Raw genomic sequence first — 18181 nt, 5'->3', positions numbered from 1 at the left:
TTTCGTTTCCGCAGTTCACCGGGCAACCGGATGAATCTCAATCCTGACGTGTTCACCGACGCCCTCGTTTCTTTTTTGGGGAGGGGCATCCCCAAAACGAATCCCGCGGATATCCCGGCGCGCATACGATCTTTCTCCACGAGCGCTTTGGTCGCTGATCGGCTCCGCCATTCCCACCATCCGCCGCGTATAATTAGAGACCACCTGAGGCGATGGTTAGCAGCCTCCCAAGCGGCAGCCTGAATCGTCTCTGAACGCCGCGCGAAGCCTTTGAAAATTCACGCCTTCTGCGCCCGCGCTTTGAAGCGGGCGTTGCGCGTTGAGATTCGATTCATCGCGATACTTAAACCACCATTCAAATTTTAGCGGTCAGATCGCCTCATAAGCCGGTCAACCGGCAAGGGGACGTGACAGACGGAAATTTGGACAGGAGCCGCGGCCAACCAGCGCCGCGGCACAGGTGAAGGAGGGTGGCATGTTTCAGATGGCGATCGATCAGACGGGTGCCCTGCCGGTGGAGGCAAGCGCGAGCGGCGACGTGCTGTTCGATCTCGGGCTGATGTTTTCAACCGGCCGCGATGGCATCGTCGATTTCGTGGCCGCGCATAAGTGGTTCAACCTGGCGGCGCTCAAGGGGCGTGTGGATGCAATCCAGCTTCGCCGCGAACTCGCCGAGCAGATGTCGGCGGATGAGATTGCGCTCGCCCAGCGCGAGGCTCGCGCCTGGATGACCGCGCACTAATCTTATTTTGGCGCGTTTCTTCATGCCAACCGGTTTTCATTGGCGGGTGGAGCCCGAGAGCATACCTCGCTTGAAAGCGTTCTAAGTATTTTTGCGTGGTGGGTGCCCGCTGACCCGGGGGCAGTTATTGCTTGTTGCGACCAGACACGGGTGAAACACACGCCGCCGCATACCGGATCTCGCGTGAGCGCTCGTGCGCGCCAGCTCTTTCCGACCGTCAGTGCTTTTTGAGTTTCCCGGCCGCCTGCTGACGCTGGGTGACGCACTCGCTTGCGAGAAAATCGAGAAACGCCCGCACCGACGGCAGCAGACCTCTCCGCGACGGAAATACCGCGTGGATGATGCCGGCGCGCGGACGCCATTGCGGCAGCACAGGCACAAGCCGGCCGGCCTCGATATCCTGCCAGATCATCATGGTCGGCAGTTGCACGATGCCGACGCCTTCGATCGCCGCCTGTCGCAGCACAGCCATATCGTCGGTGACGAGGCGAGGGCGATGCGGCACCGATGCGGTCTGCCCGTCTGCTGCCTCGAGTTGCCAGTGATGTCCCTCATAGGCCGGGCCGAGATCGAGGCTCGGCAGGCCGTGAAGATCGGCGGGGGATTGCAGCGAAGCGGAGATCAGACCCGGGCTTGCGACGAGGCACTGGGTGCTTTCATCGAGTTTGCGCATCACGAGATCGGTCGGGTTCAGCGGCGGAAAGCGCACCCGGATCGCGATGTCGAAACCTTCGGCGATCACATCGACATGGCGGTTGGTGCTTTCCAGATGCACTTCAACCGCGGGGTGCTTCGCCATGAAGCGCGCGATCAGATCACCGAACTGAAAGGAGAGCAGAGCGACCGGACAACTCACACGGATCACACCGCGCGGTTCGGCGCGAACTTCCGCCACGACCTGTTCGGCGGCTTCCGCCTCGACCAGTATGGCGACGCAGCGGTTGTAGAATTCGCGACCGATCTCCGTCACCGAGAAGCGGCGGGATGAGCGGTTGAGAAGGCGCACGCCGAGCCGCTCCTCGAGCAGCAGAATGCGCCGGCTTAGCCGCGACTTCTGCAGGCCGAGCGCCCGGCCGGCCGGAGCAAAGCCGCCGTGATCGACGACTTGCACGAAATAATAGAGGTCGTTCAGATCCTGCATCGTCCTATTGATAGGACGAAGCGTCGGATATGGCAATCTCCTTGCCCGGACGTTGCGGTGCTACCTGTCACTCCAACGGCGATCGCTTCACAGACGGATCGCCCAAGGAGAATGACCATGACCAAGAAAGTTCTCGGCCGTTACGGCAACAATCAGCGTCACTGGGTCGGCGACGGCTTCCCGGTTCGCTCGCTGTTTTCCTACAACACGCTCGGCCAGCACATCAGCCCGTTCCTGCTGCTCGACTATGCCGGCCCGCATTACTTCGAGCCGACGGAGACGCGCCGCGGCGTCGGTCAGCATCCGCATCGCGGGTTCGAGACCGTCACCATCGTTTACGACGGCGAGGTCGAGCACAAGGATTCCACCGGCCATGGCGGCGTCATCGGCCCCGGCGACGTGCAGTGGATGACGGCGGCGGGCGGCATTCTCCACGAGGAGTATCATTCGCCGGGCTTCGCCAAGAGCGGCGGCCCGTTCCGCATGGTGCAGCTCTGGGTGAATCTGCCGGCGAAGGACAAGACCGCGCCCGGAGGTTATCAGAGCATCGTCTCGGCCGATATTCCGGTCGTGGAGTTGCCGAATGCAGCCGGCAGTGCGCGCATCATCGCGGGCGAGCTTCTTGGCGCGAAAGGGCCCGCGCGGACCTTTACGCCGATCAACGTCTGGGACGTGCGTCTGAATAGCGATGCGGACCTGACGCTCGACCTGCCCGAAGGCCACACGGCGATGCTCGTGGTGCTGAGCGGCCATGTCACCGTCAACGACAGCCAGCAGGCTGGCGAGGCAGAAGTCGTTCTGCTCGATCGCGACGGCAGCGGTGCCGCCGTCCACGCCGACGGCGACGCCACCTTGCTGGTGCTGACCGGCGAGCCGATCGATGAGCCGATCGCAGGCTACGGCCCGTTCGTGATGAACAGCGAGGCCGAGATCAAGCAGGCGATCGACGACTTCAACAACGGCAGGTTCGCGCAGACGGCCGCCTGATCGGATGTCCCGGCTCCCCTTGGGGGCCGGGACTTTCTTTTGAAGACATCGTTTTGAATCGGAGTGGCGGGAGCCCGTGCCGCCGTCCGCCGCGCGATCGTGCGCGGAAACCACCGCGGGCCAATCTAGCGATAAAGGAGACCTCTCATGTCCAGCGAACCGATCCGCGACCCGAAGGCTGATCATCTGCTGACGCCGCGGAACGCTGCTTTCATCATCATCGACTATCAGCCGATCCAGATCAGTTCGATCCGCTCGATGAGTCAGCAGGAACTGGTGTTCAACATCGTCAGTACCGTGAAGGCTGCGGTGAACTACAAGCTGCCTATCATCCACTCGACAGTGAATGTCGCGACCGGCCGCAACAAGCCGCCGATCCAGCCGCTGATGGATGTGATCGGTAGCTATCCCACCTATGATCGCACCACGATCAACAGTTGGGAGGATGTCGAGTTCAAACGCGCCGTCGAGGCGACCGGCCGCCGCAAGCTGGTGATGACCGCGCTGTGGACCGAGGCGTGTCTTGCCTTTCCCGCGCTTGATGCCTTGAGGGAAGGCTATGAAGTCTATGTGCCGGTCGATGCGGTTGGCGGCACGTCGGTCGCCGCGCATGAAGCGGCCCTGCGTCGCATCGAGCAGGCGGGCGGCAAGCTCATCAGCAAGACCCAGCTTTACTGCGAACTGCAGCGCGACTGGGCGCGCGAGGAAACCGTCCCCGGATTCATGAATGTGTTTCAGAACGCCGACGGCTCCAACCCGGAGAAGGACTTCAAGGGTGAGGCGATCTCAGCCGCCTTGCTTGAAGGGCTCGGCACTGGAGCAGGGCGGCGGTAGGCGTGGAAACCCGTGTGATTGATTCGTGGTCTGTAAGTTCGCCGGCAAATGTCGGTGTGCGACATTCTGTGCCGTGCGTGGTGCGACGTTCTGACTCGGGAGCGGATTATGTTGCCGGCGAGACCGCACCGCTTCGGCCTACCGTGCATCTCTCTCCTGGAGGGAGACTCAAGTCCTTGTTTGAAAACGGGTGATTGGCGCGCAGGGCCTGTAAAAATAGGCCGTTGCGTGACTCTCTATATATAATCGTGAGCCGATACGAATGAGGCGCCTCGGCCGCTTTCGGGCCGTAATGGTTAATTTAAAATACACGTTTTTACCTAATTATGCAGATCACAACCTATTTTCGCCGTCCCGAATTGAAATCCAAGGATGTTGCCGATGCGCCCGTTGCTCAGAATGACTCCGATTGCGCTGGCTGGTTTCATTGCCGCTCTTTCCATGGCCTACGCCGAAGATGGCGTTTCATCGGAGAAGATCCTGCTCGGCCAGTCGGCGGCGTTGACCGGCCCTTCGGCAGCGCTCGGCGAAGGCATGAAGGTCGGCCTCGAAGCCGCGATTGCCGAAGTCAACAAGGCAGGCGGCATCAAGGGGCGCAAGCTTGAACTCAAGAGCGTCGATGACGGTTACGAGCCGACGCGCTCGATCGGCGTGGTGAAGAAGCTTCTGAACGAAGACAAGGTCTTTTCCATCATCGGCACCGTCGGCACGCCGACGGCCGCAGCCATTCAGCCGATTGCAAGCAATGCCGGTGTGCCGCTGATCGGCGCGTTCTCCGGCGCTGAATTCCTTCGCGAGCCTCATAAGCCGTTGGTGATGAACATCCGCGCCTCCTACTTTCAGGAGACCGAGGCGATGGTTGAGCATCTCACCAAGGATCTCGGCTATACCCGTATCGGCATCATGTATCAGGACGATGCTTACGGGCAGGCGGGTCTCGCCGGACTGCAGCGCGCGCTGGAGAAGCGCAAGATGAAGCTTTTCGGCGAGGGCACTTATGAGCGTAACACGGTTGCGATCAAGGGCGCGCTGCTCTCCGTGCGCAAGGCGAAGCCTGAAGCCGTGGTGATGATCGCCTCCTACAAGTCGGCGGCCGAGTTCATCAAGTTGGCGCGCCAGATCAAGTTCGATCCCACCTTCGTCAACGTCTCGTTTGTCGGCTCCGATGCACTCGCCAAGGAGCTTGGCTCGGGCGGGGAAGGCGTCGTCGTGACGCAAGTGGTGCCGTTCCCGCTGGACAGCAAGATTCCGGTGGTCGGCCGCTATCAGGCCGCGCTCAAGGCCGTGGCGCCGGATGCGAAGCCGGGCTTTGTCTCGCTGGAAGGCTATGTGGTTGGCCGCACGCTCATTGCCTCGCTCGAGAAGATCGATGGCGAACCGACGCGCAAGGGGTTGATCGAGGCGGCGCAGAAGGCGAGCCCGATCGATCTCGGCGGCCTGAAGCTTTCCTACAGCGCCATCAGCAACCGCGGCTCCGGCCAGGTGTTCCTGACGGTCATTCAGGCCGACGGCAGCATGAAGGCCGTCGACAAGCTGCAGAAGGCCGGAATGTAACGGCCGAGACTTCACGCGATAAGGCTTCACTCAATACTGCAACAACGGATCAAGCGAACATTCGGGGGACATGATGAAGGCCGCACTGTCGAAACTGAATCTTGGGTTGCGGGGCCGCCTGTTCCTGGCGTTCGGATTGGTCGCGGCGCTGACCGTCGTTGCAAGCCTGAACGCGATCATCTCCTATGTCAGCCTCGATAACTCGCTTGGTGTGATCGCCGAGCAGAGCCTCCCCGAACTGACGCGATCCTCCAAGGTCATCAAGGCGGCGGGCGATGTCAGCGCAGCAGCGCCGACGCTGCTGGCCGCGGCCAACAACGCCGAGCGCAGCGATGCTCTCAAGGCGCTCGAGACGGCGCGCACGGAAATGAAGCAGGCGTTGAGCCTTCTCAGTGCGAAAGACGCCGCCAAGCTCAACGAAACCACCGGCCGCATTTTCGAAAACCTGACGCTGCTGGAAAAATCCGTCACTGAGCGTCAGTCGATTGCGGAAAGCCGTCAGGCGCTGATCGGTGAACTGCGCAAAGCGCACCAGAAGCTTGCCGAGAAGCTGATTCCGATTGCGGACGATGTTGCCTTTGATCTCACCATGGCGCTGGAGAGCGCGGCGGACGGCAACGACACCGCGAACATCCATAAGACCCTGCTGGGTCTCGCCGACAACGAGCTCGGCGCACTGCAGGCTGTGCTGGCGCTGCGGGCCGAGTCCAACCTGATGCTTGGTGTTCTCGTCGAGGCCGCGGATCTGGCATCGGCCGATCTGCTGCCACCGGTCAAAGACCGCTTCATGGCGGCAGCCAACCACGCCAACAAGGCGGCTGTGATCCTCAATAATGCGGATACCACGAAGCTCGTCGGCCAACTCGTTGCTATTGGTAAGGGTCAGAACAACATTTTCGATCTGAAGCAGAAGGAAATCGCGGCGACCCGGACCGGCGTCGACGTGGTGGCGAAGAACCGCGTGTTCGCTGCCGAGTTCGCGAGGGAAGTGGCCGGGCTCGGCCAGCGCAGCGAAGCTGCCGCTGCCGAGGTGGTGCAGACTTCGCAGGCGGAAATCGGCCAGGGCCGGGTGGTCCTGATTGCGATTGCCGTGGCGAGCCTGCTTGCAGCGCTGGTGATCGGCTGGTTCTACGTCGGCCGTGGTGTCGTGCGCCGCCTGGTCGGGTTGCAGACCAACATGAAGGCGATTGCGGCCGGCAACCTTGCGGTGGATGTCGCCACCAATGGCTCGGATGAAATCGCCGCGATGGGCGAAGCGCTGCAGGTGTTCAAGGACAATATGGCGGAATCGAACCGTCTGCGGGCCGAGCGCATCGAGAACGAAAAGCAGGCGGCCGCCCAGCGCCGTGCCGAAATGGGCCGGCTTGCCGACGAATTCCATGCGGCGGTCGGCGAGATCGTGCAGACGGTGTCCTCGGCTTCGACCCAGCTTGAAGCCTCGGCAAGGACGCTGACGGACACCGCCGCGGAGACGCAGCAATTGTCGGCGATGGTGGAGACCGCATCGAGCGATGCCTCGCGGAACGTGGATTCGGTTGCCGCTGCGACCGAGGAGATGACCGCCTCGATCGCCGAGATCAATCGTCAGGTGCAGGAATCCAACCGCATCGCCTCCGACGCCGTGCGTCAGGCCGAAATCACCGACGGTCGCATCAACGAATTGTCCCAGGCGGCGATGCGTATCGGCGACGTCATTAATCTCATCACCACCATCGCCGAGCAGACCAACCTGCTGGCGCTGAACGCGACCATCGAGGCGGCGCGCGCCGGTGAATCCGGCAAGGGGTTTGCGGTCGTCGCGCAGGAGGTGAAGACGCTCGCGACCCAGACCAGCAAGGCGACCAACGAGATTAGCTCGCAAATCGCCGGCATGCAGGTTGCGACACAGGAGTCGGTCGGCGCCATCAAGCAGATCAGCGCCACCATCGCCCGCATCTCGGAGATCGCCACGGTGATCGCGGATTCGGTCGGCCAGCAGAGCAGTGCGATCCAGGAGATCGTCAGCAGCGTGCAGGGCGCGGCGGAATCGACCGGTCAGGTCGCGACCAGCATCACCGAGGTGAATAAGGGCGCCAACGAGACGAGCTCGGCTTCCTCGCAGGTGCTGTCGTCGGCGCAGTCGCTGTCCGGCGAGAGCAATCGCCTCAAGCTCGAAGTCGACCGCTTCCTCGAAACCGTCCGCGCCGCTTAAGGGCCGGCTTTGAAGCGTGGCTTCAGGCCTTGGCCGGAAGCGCCTCGACCAAGAAAGAGGCTGGCGGCTCGCCTCGTTGCACGCGCGCGTGCATCGTGTGGTAGGCCGCCTCCAGATGCCGGGCGAAGCGCGCGGTATCGAACAGAGGCGCTGTAGAGCGGTTTTCCGCGAGCCTGGTCTTGATCGAAGCAAGTAAAGCCGGATCGCGCGCGAGCTTGAGCGCCAGCGCCTCATAGTCCTCCAGCGATGTGGTGACGAGCTCCGGCAACCCGATGGCGCGGAGCAGGGAGGCGGCAACACGGCTGGCGAAACTGCCGCCCTCGCATGTCACGATCGGAACGCCGCAGCGCAGCGCATCGCTCGCGGTGCTCCGGCGGAGTCACCGTTGGGGTCGGCGATGAGGAGGACCATATATAATTATCGCAGGTGCCGAAGACGAAACGAAGGAACTCTCGCTGCCGGCCTTCGTCGCCTTAATCTGAAGGATCGGCTTTCGGCCCTGGCAACAATCTCTCGAAGCTCATGGAGATCTCTCATGAGATTCTTCATCTGGACGGAAACATCAGCCAAACGCTGGGTCGCATCCGTAATACGCGCAAATGATTTCACGGTCGCCACCGATGTAAAAAGTCTGCTTGTCGATCAATAAGTTAGAAGTATATTAAACGGTCTTTTTTGAACGACAAACTGTTGCGCTACAGACTAAAACTACTAAATTTTTATAAAAATATAAATGGGAATTTTTGGTATCTTTTACTTATGATAGTCTGCTGTCGATCTGGCTTAACTGCCTCTCTATGAGGCTCCGTTGCTCATTCTTAAATCTTGCCGGTACGATATTTGTGCGACAAGGATATCAGAAAATACAGGGTGCTTAGCTTTGGAAAATAGCGCCGATCCCGCTCATCTGGCGCGGGCAATCCGGCTCGGGCGCGATGGTGGCGATAGTCAAGGAATCCCATCGGGAGAAGAAAATATCGGATCAGCGGAATGCGAGCCTGCAGCAATTGCCGCCAGACTTGCAGCCTTGGCACCAGCCGTTTTGGATGGTGGGTAGGCCACTGAATATCGAATAGTGTAGTGAGGAGCAGCAATCGCGTCTCCACCGCATTTCGCGCCAGCGTCCCAGATACCATTGCCATTAGTTTGTCCCATTGCATGCCATTAGGCGCGGTGAGGAGATCCCGCAGATCTAGCAAGTGTCTGAGATCGATGCTTCCGGTCCAGTAATCGTAGTCCTGGAATTGATCGTGCCCCAAGAGGACCAGCGCCCGTAGCTCCAGCGAGGGCACAAGGGCGTTGGCTGTACCTATACGGATCGGGTGCAAGTGAGATCGAAGATCATCCGGCGTCTGGTTAAAACAAGAGCGGTCGGGAAATCCTTGGTGCAAGTCGATCATGCCAACGTCGCAAGGACGCTTGAGGTCCGCGTACCATTTCGCTTGCTGTCCATCCGACTCGTGATCAACATGGTATCCGATCGATGCCAGTGCCTGCTTGGCAGCGTCCATCTCATCAGGATAAACGATGAGGTCCAGATCGCACATAAGCCTGAGTGCGCGAGCCGATGGCGGGCTGGTTGCCAGCATCGCTGCGCCTTTGATCAGGAGCGGGGTTATTCCGGCGTCATTAAGCGTAAGAATGGCTTCCTCGAGCTGAGTGTTCAGGCGTTCATTCCGGATCGCGTTTCGATCGTGCAGCTCCTCGACATAGGAAACGACGTCCTTTGGTAGGGCGGCACGATGCGAGCGGACACATGCGATCAGGGATGGTGTCGTCAATGTGTGGTTTGCAAGGGCAATAATGGCCTTCCAATCGCCACGGTGAGGAGGCCTGCCACAGAGGCACTCGCAGAGCGGCAGCAACGTGTGGCTATAGCTTGCCATTGCAAAGCTCGATCAACTTGTTTGTCGCGCCCTCGGCTTCCGCATAACGAAGTACGAAAGAGCGTGCCTCGGACGCCACCTTTTTGAGCGTATGAAAGCTTTCCGTGGTCAGTTTGCCATGGGTTGCGAACGAAGCGCCAACGATCCGTCTGATAGTGTCGAGCTCACTCAACGCCCTGAGTGTCGGAGGTGTTCCGCCGGACGTGCGTTCAAGAAAGACAATCCAGTTAACCCGGATAGGTCCTTTGTAGACATCGGCTTCAACGTTCAGGTACCGGACCGCTTGACCATCCAGCCGATTATGAATGGTAACGCTGTACACGTCGGGGCGAAAACCGCTCACCAGCGACCAGGAAGCAGATTTCAGAGTTGGTGCAAATGGCGCACCTTGGATCGCGCCGTCCGGGCCGATGATCACGATGTCGTCCGCGGCATATCCGAAGTCGGCATTCAACAGATGCATCGTCAGGGTGCTTTTCCCCGTGCCAGGAGGAGCGCTGATCAGCAGTGCCCGGTCTCCCGACACGACGGCGGCGGCGTGGAAGACAACGTTACGTGTATCCCCGGTCAGCAATAGCTGCTCGGTGATATAGGCTTTGAATGTGGGCGCAAGCTCGTTTGTCCCGCAACTCAGGACCTTGCGGCCTTCATGGATCACTATGGATGTACTGCCGGCCCGATGAACCGCGAAAATTGTCTCCGCATCGGCTTTCGGAGCAGTCGTTGCAATGAAGATGGACCGAAGGTGATCAAGAACCCGAGCATCCGACGCGCGGATCTGAACCAATCGTTGCCCGACCACCGTACAGAAAGCGAAGTCCAAGGTGTCGATGTGGGGGACGATTAAGCCGGCGCCAAGCCATTGGTTGAGGGCGTCTCTGAGACTTTCGCGGGCACCGGTCGAACTCAGGCCACGATTGACCAGTTGATCTGAGATGGTTTCGAGCGGAACAGCATTCTGCATGCTGCACCAAATGAAAGCTGCGACGTCATTGAGTTCAAACAGTTTCTGCTCATCATCACTGAACAGCACAGGTATCTGGTTGATCAGCGCGAACGAAGTCCCGGCTGCCGGACGAAGGGAGCCGAAAGACGGCTGAAACCGTGAAGGCACGACTATGTTCATCGTGAACGGGAGGTTTGAGCGTGAGCGTCTCACAGATCTGGCGCAAGTCGGAAGTCCGCTTGACATTTAAATATTAATGATATTTAATTTTAAACAAATAGCAAATTATAAATTAAATGCAGGAGTTCACGATGACAGCCGAAAACGACCCAAAAGTCGAAGGTCAGGATTCGATGGACGAAGATCGGCGCAAGTTTTTGGCCGTATGCGGAAAATTCGCAGTGGTCACTCCGCCGACCCTGACTGTCTTGTTATCGACTTCGCTAAATTCGACGGCCGTAGCGAAGTCTGGCGGTGGAGATGGTGGATCCTCGCCCGGTCGTCGAGATCACGGACACCGAAATGGCGGCCGGGATTTTGACTTCTTCGTATGGCTGGAACGACTGTTTGGCAAATTCCTCTGACAAAGGAACTTGCGTTGCTTTCGAAGGTTCAATGCGGTGGTTTAGCGGCGCAGGATATACGGAGGGGTCCGGTATTTTCGCGCATCTTCCCGAGTTATGGTGTGAGCGGCGAACTCATCTTCCATTATCAGTATAGCCCGATTCCTCATCACGAGTTGGCGTTTGCGTGAGTTACACAGACAGACACAGTGAGTGCTGCCGACCTCGAGATTTGGCATTTTGAGTATGTCCATGTTGGACATTGTCGGCGTGGTCGCGTCTTGATCGGTTGACGGTTCATATAAATGTTGATCGACCGAAACTGGGAATTGGAGCGCCAATTAATGCCGACCCATGAAACGCCGGTCGATAGAATTGTCGTGTCGATTGTCTGTTTGCGGAATGCCAGAGCTGGGCTAGCTCATGTGTCGCGGCCGTGCGACCAATCGTCTCTCAAAGCGCAAATCCATATCTACGATGAGCTAATTAATAGGGTCGTGGAGATTGATCAGAATCTTCGACAGTTATTATCTGATGCGAGTCGCACAAAAGGGAGTGAGGCTGATTAGTTCATCAGCGCTCATCATCATGGGAACCCTTCGGGGCCCCGATCATGATCTATCCTCGTCTGCTTTCTTGATCTCGAAATCTTCCAGGGCCCGCCCTTCTTGCAAGGCGAGGGTGAGCCAGCGGGGCTTTTTGCCTCGTCCCGACCACGTTTCACTGGGCTCCGAGGGGTTGAAGTACTTTGGCAACACCTTGGGGTACTTGCGGCGTGGAGGAGGTTTTCGAAGATTGTTACCGTGCCCTTCGACAACGGAGGTCTGATTAAGTTTTGCGAGCCGCTTCTCGAGCTCGCGCTTTTCCCCGAGAATTCGATCAGACAGAATCTTCGTGAGCTCCTCGTGGATAGTCCAGAGTTCATCGAGGTTCATGGCGTCTAAATCTGGCAAATCTCGTTTTTGCATTTAATTCTCCGCGCCTTTGTCGAAATGAATTATCCAAAATCGTTAGGCCGCGAGGAAAAGCTCTATATCTTCGGCGCTTTGGTAACTCCCATGATCGAGATGACTTAAGTCGTTTTATAATAGCACTTTATAATTAAAGAGTTTTAATTATTTCGGTGCTGGTGATTATATATTTTACGTCCAGACGACTGGACAATAACCGGAAAAACAAACAGTCCGCGTCAGCGGGGACGCGAAGGCGCCCCATGAGGTGTCATTTGTGAAGGTGGCGCAGTTATACACATTGCGCGATGAATGAGTTTTATTGTCTCTTCAAAGAAAATTCAATGATTCCAGATGATTGGCTTAATTCAGATTTATTTTAGATAACTTCGCCACAATTATCGTCGATTAAGACTTGTTCGACTCAATGAATAGTCTTATTTGGAAACTAAGAATTGTGGGGTGGGGTGGTTTGTTGAATTGAATTGGGGCAAGCCTGATGTCGATCAAGAAACTTGAACTAGAATCTATGCCGATTGACGACCTGTGGTCGTTTCATGAAAGGATCAGCAAGATCCTGGCCGAGCGAATTACTTCCGAAAAACAGGAGTTGGAGGAGCGCTTGGCGGTTCTGAACCGCGGACGAAATGCGTTCGGCGGCGATTTGGCTCACTCGCTGGATTCGAATAACAAGGTTCGGCGGAAATATCCCAGAGTATTTCCGAAGTACCGTAATCCGGCTGCACCGTCCGAGACTTGGTCTGGTCGCGGCAAGCAGCCGCGATGGCTGGTCGCTGCGATCAAGTCTGGTCGCAAGATCGATGATTTCCGTATTCGTGACCAGGCCAGTGCAAAGGGACGGCGCCAGCGCGCTTGAGCTGATCCGCCGTTCTCTATGTTGCTCTGGCGTCGAGGGCGCCGGTTTGTCTTCCTGGAACGTCTTCGCTTCGGTGCTACAAGCTGCCGGAGCTTCACAGGGCATTTCGTCCCCGAAACAGCTCGATCGGGGTCTGCATGAGGATCATCAGGTCCAGTGCGAGGCTCCAGTTATCGATATAAAGCAGGTCATGTTGCACGCGCCGCTCAATGGCAGCGGGCGTTGGTGTAGGGCCGCGGAAGCCTTTGATCTGTGCGAGGCCGGTCAGTCCAGGCTTAACCCGGCGCCGATAGGCATAATTGCTCACTGCTTTGTTGAATTCATTGTCGTGGGCGATGGCATGCGGCCGGGGCCCGACGATGGACATACTGCCCTCCAGCACATTGAGGAGTTGCGGAATTTCGTCGATGCTCGTCTTGCGGAGCCATCCGCCAAGTCGGGTCACCCGCGCGTCGTTGGTCTGCGCTTGCACGATCGTTGGTCCATCTTCAAGGACCGACATTGTCCGGAACTTGTAGATCGTGAAACGGCGGCCATTAAATCCACAACGTTGCTGTTTGAAGATCGCCGGGCCGCGTGAATCCAGCTTGATAGCGATAGCCACGAACAGAAGCAGGGGCGATAAAATCGCGAGCACGGTAGTCGCTAGACCGATGTCGAGAGCGCGCTTTGCGAACAACGCCACCGGTGATAACGGCCCGTGCTGAAGTTCGACGCACCGTGCGCTGCCAAGCTCCGTGGAGGGGCGGTAAAAGAGGTCCGAGCTTGCTCCGGTCGGGATCAGCCTGACGGGCAAGGGTAGCACCCGAAGAGCAGCCACGACGTGTTTGGTGCGAGACCAATGATCGGGGCTGACGCCAAAGAAGATCTCTCGGATTTCAGTTTCGCGGGTGCGGTCGATGATCTTGCCGATCAGTTCCGCCTGTCGGCGCTGGGACGAGCGAGACACGGGCAACGTGAAGTGCTTTTCCACGAAGAAACCGAGATCGCTCAGCGTATTGACCAGGTCGCGACCGGCTCCATCGGTGATCAGGATAATCTTGCGACCCGAGAAGCGCCGCTCTACAAGGCCCTTTCGCAGCGTGTCACGAAGGAAAACGCGTTGGGCCGACAAGGCCGCTAACCCGACGACTCCAAAGATGAGGGCAAAATCGAGGGGAATAGCGCCCTTCATCTGCAGGGTCAGTGTGGTGGCTACGAGGAGGCCGAAAACGCCGAACCAGATTATGCATACGCTACGAACTTGGCTGCGGAGTTCGAGCAGCGCTTTGGGCTGATACATATTGCAGGATTTCGCCACTGCAGCGAATACCACCGAGGTCGGCAGCGCAACGCCAGCCAGCCTTGCCATCCCTTCTGGCGTGCCAAGCAACAACACATAGAAAAATGCGGCAATAAGGCTCGCGGCAAAGATCGTGGAGATATCCGCAAGCAATGCCAAAAACTCTACGGAATCGTATTGAACCGGCCATCTCTTGTCGCGGGTTATGCTATTGGCTGCGCCCGAAATCGACGCGGTACCGAACTTGAACCGGCTCCTGAGGAAACGCATGACCGCGGCCGATTATTATAAAATTAACTATTTAATATTCTACGCGAGAAATTAATTTGCAAATTAATTATTAAATAATTTGACAAAAATTAAATAATTTTCGGGAGCGGCTCTGGAGGTTATTGCGTCAAGCGGGTGCGAGCGGCATCGAGGTACTGTCTATCGATCGGAGCAACAGTCTGTTCGACCAGCTGTTTGCCCGCAGAAGAGGCGGCTCGGTAGGCTGCGATCAAGGCGGGTCGCAGATCGGCGGACTTCGTGAGCACAAACCGGATATCCCGGCGCACCATATCGGCAAGCTCGTCGTCGCTGGAAACGTCTTGCGAGCGCAACGCCTGCGCCAGCCGTAACGGTAGCAACCCGATCTGATTAGGGGCCGTGTAGTACGACATTTTCAGCAGCGCGCCGATATTGCAGACGGGCAGCTTCAGCTGTTCGCAGGTCGAAGCCAACATCAGCCACGCGTCTCCGCGGTGCGGCGCATAGCGCAAGGTCTTGAGCAGGCTTTGCGAGGCGAGGGCGGTTTGATCTCGATCTACTTTGATCTCGAATGCCTGATCGGTCGACAGTAGGCCCGCATAGGAGAACGCGCTCTCCGCCCACAGGTCGCCTCGCACACCAGCCAAGGCAGCAGCTCTGGTTGCTCTCTCCTGATCCTGTCGTGAGATGGTGGCGTGTCGCTGGTCATTGGCGAAACCGATCGGGTCTGGGCGGAAAAGCTCGGGCAGAAGAATCCAGGCTCCTTGTGCTATCAGGAGCAATCCAAGAGCTGCCCAAGCGCCGTACAAGTATCGTTTCGACGAACGGGATTTGGACGCTGCGGCAGATGATTGCTGCCGGGCGGAGATCGCGGGCTCCACGGACGGCTCGCCCTTGCTCTGCGCAATAGCAAGCCCGAGCGTGGCGCTCAGGATGATGCACGGCGCAAGTGAGAGGCCGCCTCCGGTCAACGGCGCGGAGATCAGCAGCGCGGCAAGACAACCGGCGCCGGCCGCCGGGTAAACGTAATCCCGTCCGCGCTGAAGTGAATCTCGCAGCAGGATGACGGCCCACGCAACGGTGATCAGAAAGATCGACCACAAGAATGGCCGGCCCATCTCGATGGTCACCGCTGTGACCGTCGAAATGTCCGAGGCTGCTGATGAATTGCCATAGATAGGCGCCAGCGCCAAAAGCGTTCCGGCGCCGGCGCCCAGTAGTCTGGCATCCTCGATCATGCCTGTGATCAGTTCGTTTTCGGTGTGGCCGGGCATGAAGGCAATGAATGTTGCGAGCGCTAGCCCAAACACTGCGGCAGTTCCGGCGTAGCCCCATCCGCCAAGGCGGCCCTTGCGAATGACCAGAATGGCGATCAGCACGCCCGCACCGAACAATGCAGCGAACGACAGGCCGGGAATTTCGCCCAAGGCTATCGCGGTCAGATTGACGAACAGTGCCGAGAGGGCCGCCAGGATTTCGATGGTGACGGGCGCCGTGGGCTTATGGCCGTGCGATCGGTTGGAGTAGGAGCGGTCGTGTCCACGAATGGCCACTGCAGCCGTGAGTATGACACCGTACATGCTGATGATTTCTGCGGTCCCCCGCGCGGCTAGCGGCACGAGTTGAAACGAGTCCGGCAGTAAAAAGAGACTTGTGATCCGACCCAGCGAGACCAGCGTCGCAGTCCCGGCCAACACCAACAGGAGTCTTTCCGCGTGCTGGCGAAGCTGTCCGATCAGGGCAACCAGCAGGGCAATCGCGACCATGCAGGTGAGGCGGCAAACAACCAGCAAGGTCATTCCGGTATCAATCGTAATGGAGCCGGTCGGCTTTTCTCCGATAGCTGCCGCGGCGCTGTTCCAGATCGGATTGATTAGCGGGCCGCCCGGCATAGGGACGATCTGAAGCAGCATGATGAGGAAAATGCCTGCCAGCCCGACGAGGACGACGGGGTTCACAAGGCGCGGGAGTCGGGATTGCTCCCGGGAGAGGGATGCGGCGGCGGCGATGGAAATCGCGGTGATGAGTGAGACAATGCCGCCAGCAACAGCGTTCTGGATAAACAGGTACGCTGGAATGGAGGCGATCAAGCCGCAATACACCCACAGCACAACGGTTGCGTTCATGCCGACACCCGAATGAAAGCCGATGGCGGGATCGCTCGCCATGATATTTAATAATTAAATAAATATAATATAATTAGGCGCGCGCAAATCCGGACAGATGACATATCTGTCCGGATGGCAAAATGATCAGGGGATCGGTCGCGGGACCTAGGGTGCGGTGCCGGTGATCGGTGTCGGCGTGGTGATGATCGTCGACGTCGCGCCGTTGATTGCAGCCTTCAGGGCATAGGCGTTGGTCGCGTAGAGGACCGGGTCGTTTGCCGTGGCCATGATCGTGCGCAGGAAGTTCAGGAACTTGGTGGTTTCGACCGAGGTCGCATTCGAAACGAAAACCACGTCCTTGTTACGCATCTCAAAGGACTGCGTGAGGAAATATCCTCCAGGATCTCGCAGATTCACGAGATAGATTACCGGTATGATCGGGCCTTCGAAAGGCGTGACATCGATGCCGAGCTGGCGGGCGACCTCTCTGGTTTCTCCCCGATAGAGGAAGACGGAGCCCGGATCGGCCTGACCGTCTGACAGTCCACCAACCTTGCCGATCGCCTCGGCGAGCGAAATACGCCACGCATCGAACTTGAATTGCCCCTGATTTCCGGCCGCGCCGAAAGCGACGTGATCTGCCCCCTTTGAAGTGGTCCTCCCTGAAGTATGATTTTCGGATGGAGGATAAGATCGATGGCAAGGAAGAGGCATACGGCTGAAGAGATTGTTGCGAAGCTGCGGCAGGTTGATGTGCTGATGGCACAGGGCCGGCAGGTAGCAGACGCAGTCCGAGCGATAGGCGTGACGGAAGTCACGTACTATCGATGGCGGAATGAGTATGGCGGCCTGAAGGGCGACCAGGTGAAGCGACTGAAGGAGTTGGAGACCGAGAACACCCGGCTCCGGCGAGCGGTGTCGGATCTGACGCTGGACAAGCTGATCCTGGCGGAGGCCGCAAAGGGAAACTTCTAAGCCCCTCCCGACGCCGTGCGTGCGTGGATCATGTGATAACCGAGCTTTGCATATCTGAGAGACGGGCGTGCCGGGCATTAGGTCAGCATCGATCGACGCAGCGCAAGATTCCAACGACACCCGATGACGAGGTAGCATTGACTGCCGACATCATCGAGCTTGCCCGCCAATATGGCCGCTACGGGTATCGCCGGATTACGGCGTTGCTCCGCAGAGCCGGCTGGACGGTGAACAAGAAGCGTGTCGAGCGGATCTGGCGATGTGAGGGGCTGAAGGTCCCTGCTAAACAGCCTAAACGCGGGCGTCTGTGGCTCAACGACGGCTCGTGCATCCGCCTGCGGCCGGAGCGCCCCAACCATGTCTGGTCCTATGACTTCGTCGCTGACCGCACCCACGATGGCAAGGCGTTCCGGATGTTGTGCATCATCGACGAGTTCAGTCGTGAGAGCCTGGCCATCCGTGTCGCACGGAAGCTCAAAGCGACGGATGTCATCGAGGCGCTATGCGAGCTGTTCGTCTCGCGGGGCATTCCTGCGCACATACGGTCGGACAATGGGCCCGAGTTTGTCGCCCAGGCTCTGCGCGATTGGATCGTCGCCGTCGGCGCCAAGACGGCCTACATCGAACCCGGAAGTCCGTGGGAGAACGGCTACTGCGAAAGCTTCAACGGCAAACTGCGCGATGAACTACTCAACGGCGAGATCTTCTACACATTGAAGGAGGCGCAGATCGTGATCGAAAACTGGCGCCGTCACTACAACACGGTCCGTCCACACTCATCGCTGGGATATCAACCACCCGCACCCGAGGCTCTCGTCTGGCCAGCACCAAAGGAGATAGGCAAAATGCAATCCCTAAACTAACATTCTGACCGGACCACTCCGTGGGGGCCAGTC

General features: G+C 58.4%; 15 protein-coding genes and 1 pseudogene. 8 read left to right on the top strand and 8 right to left on the bottom strand.

Going from position 1 to position 18181, the window contains the following annotated elements; all coding sequences use genetic code 11:
* Positions 1–475: 475 nt before the first annotated feature.
* Complete coding sequence (locus OCA5_RS11095) at positions 476–742, top strand: hypothetical protein (RefSeq protein WP_012562958.1); 267 nt, start codon at positions 476–478, stop codon at positions 740–742.
* A 217-nt stretch (positions 743–959) separates the two neighbouring features.
* On the opposite strand, the gene OCA5_RS11090 is transcribed toward OCA5_RS11095, so the two are convergent.
* Positions 960–1883 (bottom strand): LysR substrate-binding domain-containing protein, encoded by a 924-nt coding sequence (locus tag OCA5_RS11090; protein WP_012562959.1) that lies wholly within the window; start codon positions 1881–1883, stop codon positions 960–962.
* Between the two features lie 117 nt (positions 1884–2000).
* Between OCA5_RS11090 and OCA5_RS11085 the strand changes: the two genes are divergently transcribed.
* The 4 genes from OCA5_RS11085 (at position 2001) to OCA5_RS11070 (ending at position 7449) form a co-directional block, all read left to right on the top strand.
* The gene (locus tag OCA5_RS11085) at positions 2001–2870 is read left to right on the top strand and encodes a pirin family protein (RefSeq protein ID WP_012562960.1); all 870 of its coding nucleotides are present in this window, start codon (positions 2001–2003) and stop codon (positions 2868–2870) included.
* 147 nt (positions 2871–3017) lie between these two features.
* Positions 3018–3704 carry a hydrolase gene (locus tag OCA5_RS11080; protein WP_012562961.1) on the top strand — a complete coding sequence of 229 codons (687 nt, stop codon included), beginning with the start codon at positions 3018–3020 and terminating at the stop codon, positions 3702–3704.
* A gap of 381 nt (positions 3705–4085) precedes the next feature.
* Positions 4086–5258: an ABC transporter substrate-binding protein gene (locus OCA5_RS11075; protein WP_013913190.1), complete on the top strand. Its 1173-nt coding sequence runs from the start codon at positions 4086–4088 to the stop codon at positions 5256–5258.
* 73 nt (positions 5259–5331) lie between these two features.
* A complete protein-coding gene (locus OCA5_RS11070) occupies positions 5332–7449 on the top strand; it encodes a HAMP domain-containing methyl-accepting chemotaxis protein (RefSeq protein ID WP_013913189.1) in 2118 nt (705 codons plus the stop codon).
* Positions 7450–7471: 22 nt separating this feature from the next.
* Here OCA5_RS11070 and OCA5_RS11065 read toward each other — a convergent pair.
* The 3 genes and pseudogenes from OCA5_RS11065 to OCA5_RS11055 form a co-directional block, all read right to left on the bottom strand.
* Positions 7472–7807, bottom strand: a pseudogene (locus tag OCA5_RS11065) (O-linked N-acetylglucosamine transferase family protein); the annotation flags it as partial.
* A 460-nt stretch (positions 7808–8267) separates the two neighbouring features.
* On the bottom strand, positions 8268–9335 hold the full coding sequence (locus tag OCA5_RS11060) for a nucleotidyltransferase family protein (RefSeq protein WP_244396174.1): 1068 nt from the start codon (positions 9333–9335) through the stop codon (positions 8268–8270).
* Complete coding sequence (locus OCA5_RS11055; protein WP_244396175.1) at positions 9322–10449, bottom strand: PqqD family peptide modification chaperone; 1128 nt, start codon at positions 10447–10449, stop codon at positions 9322–9324. Before OCA5_RS11055 ends, OCA5_RS11060 begins: the two co-directional genes overlap by 14 nt.
* A gap of 143 nt (positions 10450–10592) precedes the next feature.
* Here OCA5_RS11055 and OCA5_RS18850 point away from each other — a divergent pair, with 143 nt between their 5' ends.
* On the top strand, positions 10593–10865 hold the full coding sequence (locus OCA5_RS18850; protein ID WP_151202189.1) for a hypothetical protein: 273 nt from the start codon (positions 10593–10595) through the stop codon (positions 10863–10865).
* A gap of 590 nt (positions 10866–11455) precedes the next feature.
* Here the strand turns inward: OCA5_RS18850 and OCA5_RS11050 are convergent.
* Positions 11456–11812, bottom strand: coding sequence for an H-NS histone family protein (locus OCA5_RS11050; protein WP_012562969.1), 357 nt, complete (start codon positions 11810–11812; stop codon positions 11456–11458).
* Positions 11813–12293: 481 nt separating this feature from the next.
* Between OCA5_RS11050 and OCA5_RS11045 the strand changes: the two genes are divergently transcribed.
* Entirely contained in the window at positions 12294–12671 is a 378-nt protein-coding gene (locus OCA5_RS11045; protein ID WP_012562971.1) for an H-NS histone family protein, read from the top strand.
* A 94-nt stretch (positions 12672–12765) separates the two neighbouring features.
* Here OCA5_RS11045 and OCA5_RS11040 read toward each other — a convergent pair whose 3' ends face one another.
* From OCA5_RS11040 to OCA5_RS19635, 3 genes are all read right to left on the bottom strand, one after another.
* Entirely contained in the window at positions 12766–14223 is a 1458-nt protein-coding gene (locus OCA5_RS11040) for an exopolysaccharide biosynthesis polyprenyl glycosylphosphotransferase (RefSeq protein WP_012562972.1), read from the bottom strand.
* A gap of 119 nt (positions 14224–14342) precedes the next feature.
* A complete protein-coding gene (locus OCA5_RS11035) occupies positions 14343–16370 on the bottom strand; it encodes a hypothetical protein (protein WP_012562973.1) in 2028 nt (675 codons plus the stop codon).
* A gap of 105 nt (positions 16371–16475) precedes the next feature.
* Positions 16476–17024 carry a hypothetical protein gene (locus OCA5_RS19635; protein WP_012562974.1) on the bottom strand — a complete coding sequence of 183 codons (549 nt, stop codon included), beginning with the start codon at positions 17022–17024 and terminating at the stop codon, positions 16476–16478.
* On the opposite strand from OCA5_RS19635, the gene OCA5_RS18845 reads away from it, so the two are divergent.
* Positions 17007–18148 (top strand): IS3 family transposase gene (locus tag OCA5_RS18845; RefSeq protein WP_148261419.1). Its coding sequence is split into 2 segments (ribosomal slippage): positions 17007–17271 and positions 17271–18148, totalling 1143 coding nucleotides; the frame shifts between segments, so codons are not numbered across the junction. The two genes, OCA5_RS19635 and OCA5_RS18845, sit on opposite strands and share 18 nt — an antisense overlap.
* Positions 18149–18181 lie beyond the last annotated feature (33 nt).

It is taken from the genome of Afipia carboxidovorans OM5 (assembly GCF_000218565.1).
GTDB lineage: Bacteria > Pseudomonadota > Alphaproteobacteria > Rhizobiales > Xanthobacteraceae > Afipia > Afipia carboxidovorans.
The sequence above is the reverse complement of the archived record's forward strand: the minus strand, read 5'-3'. Positions and strand labels throughout refer to the sequence as shown.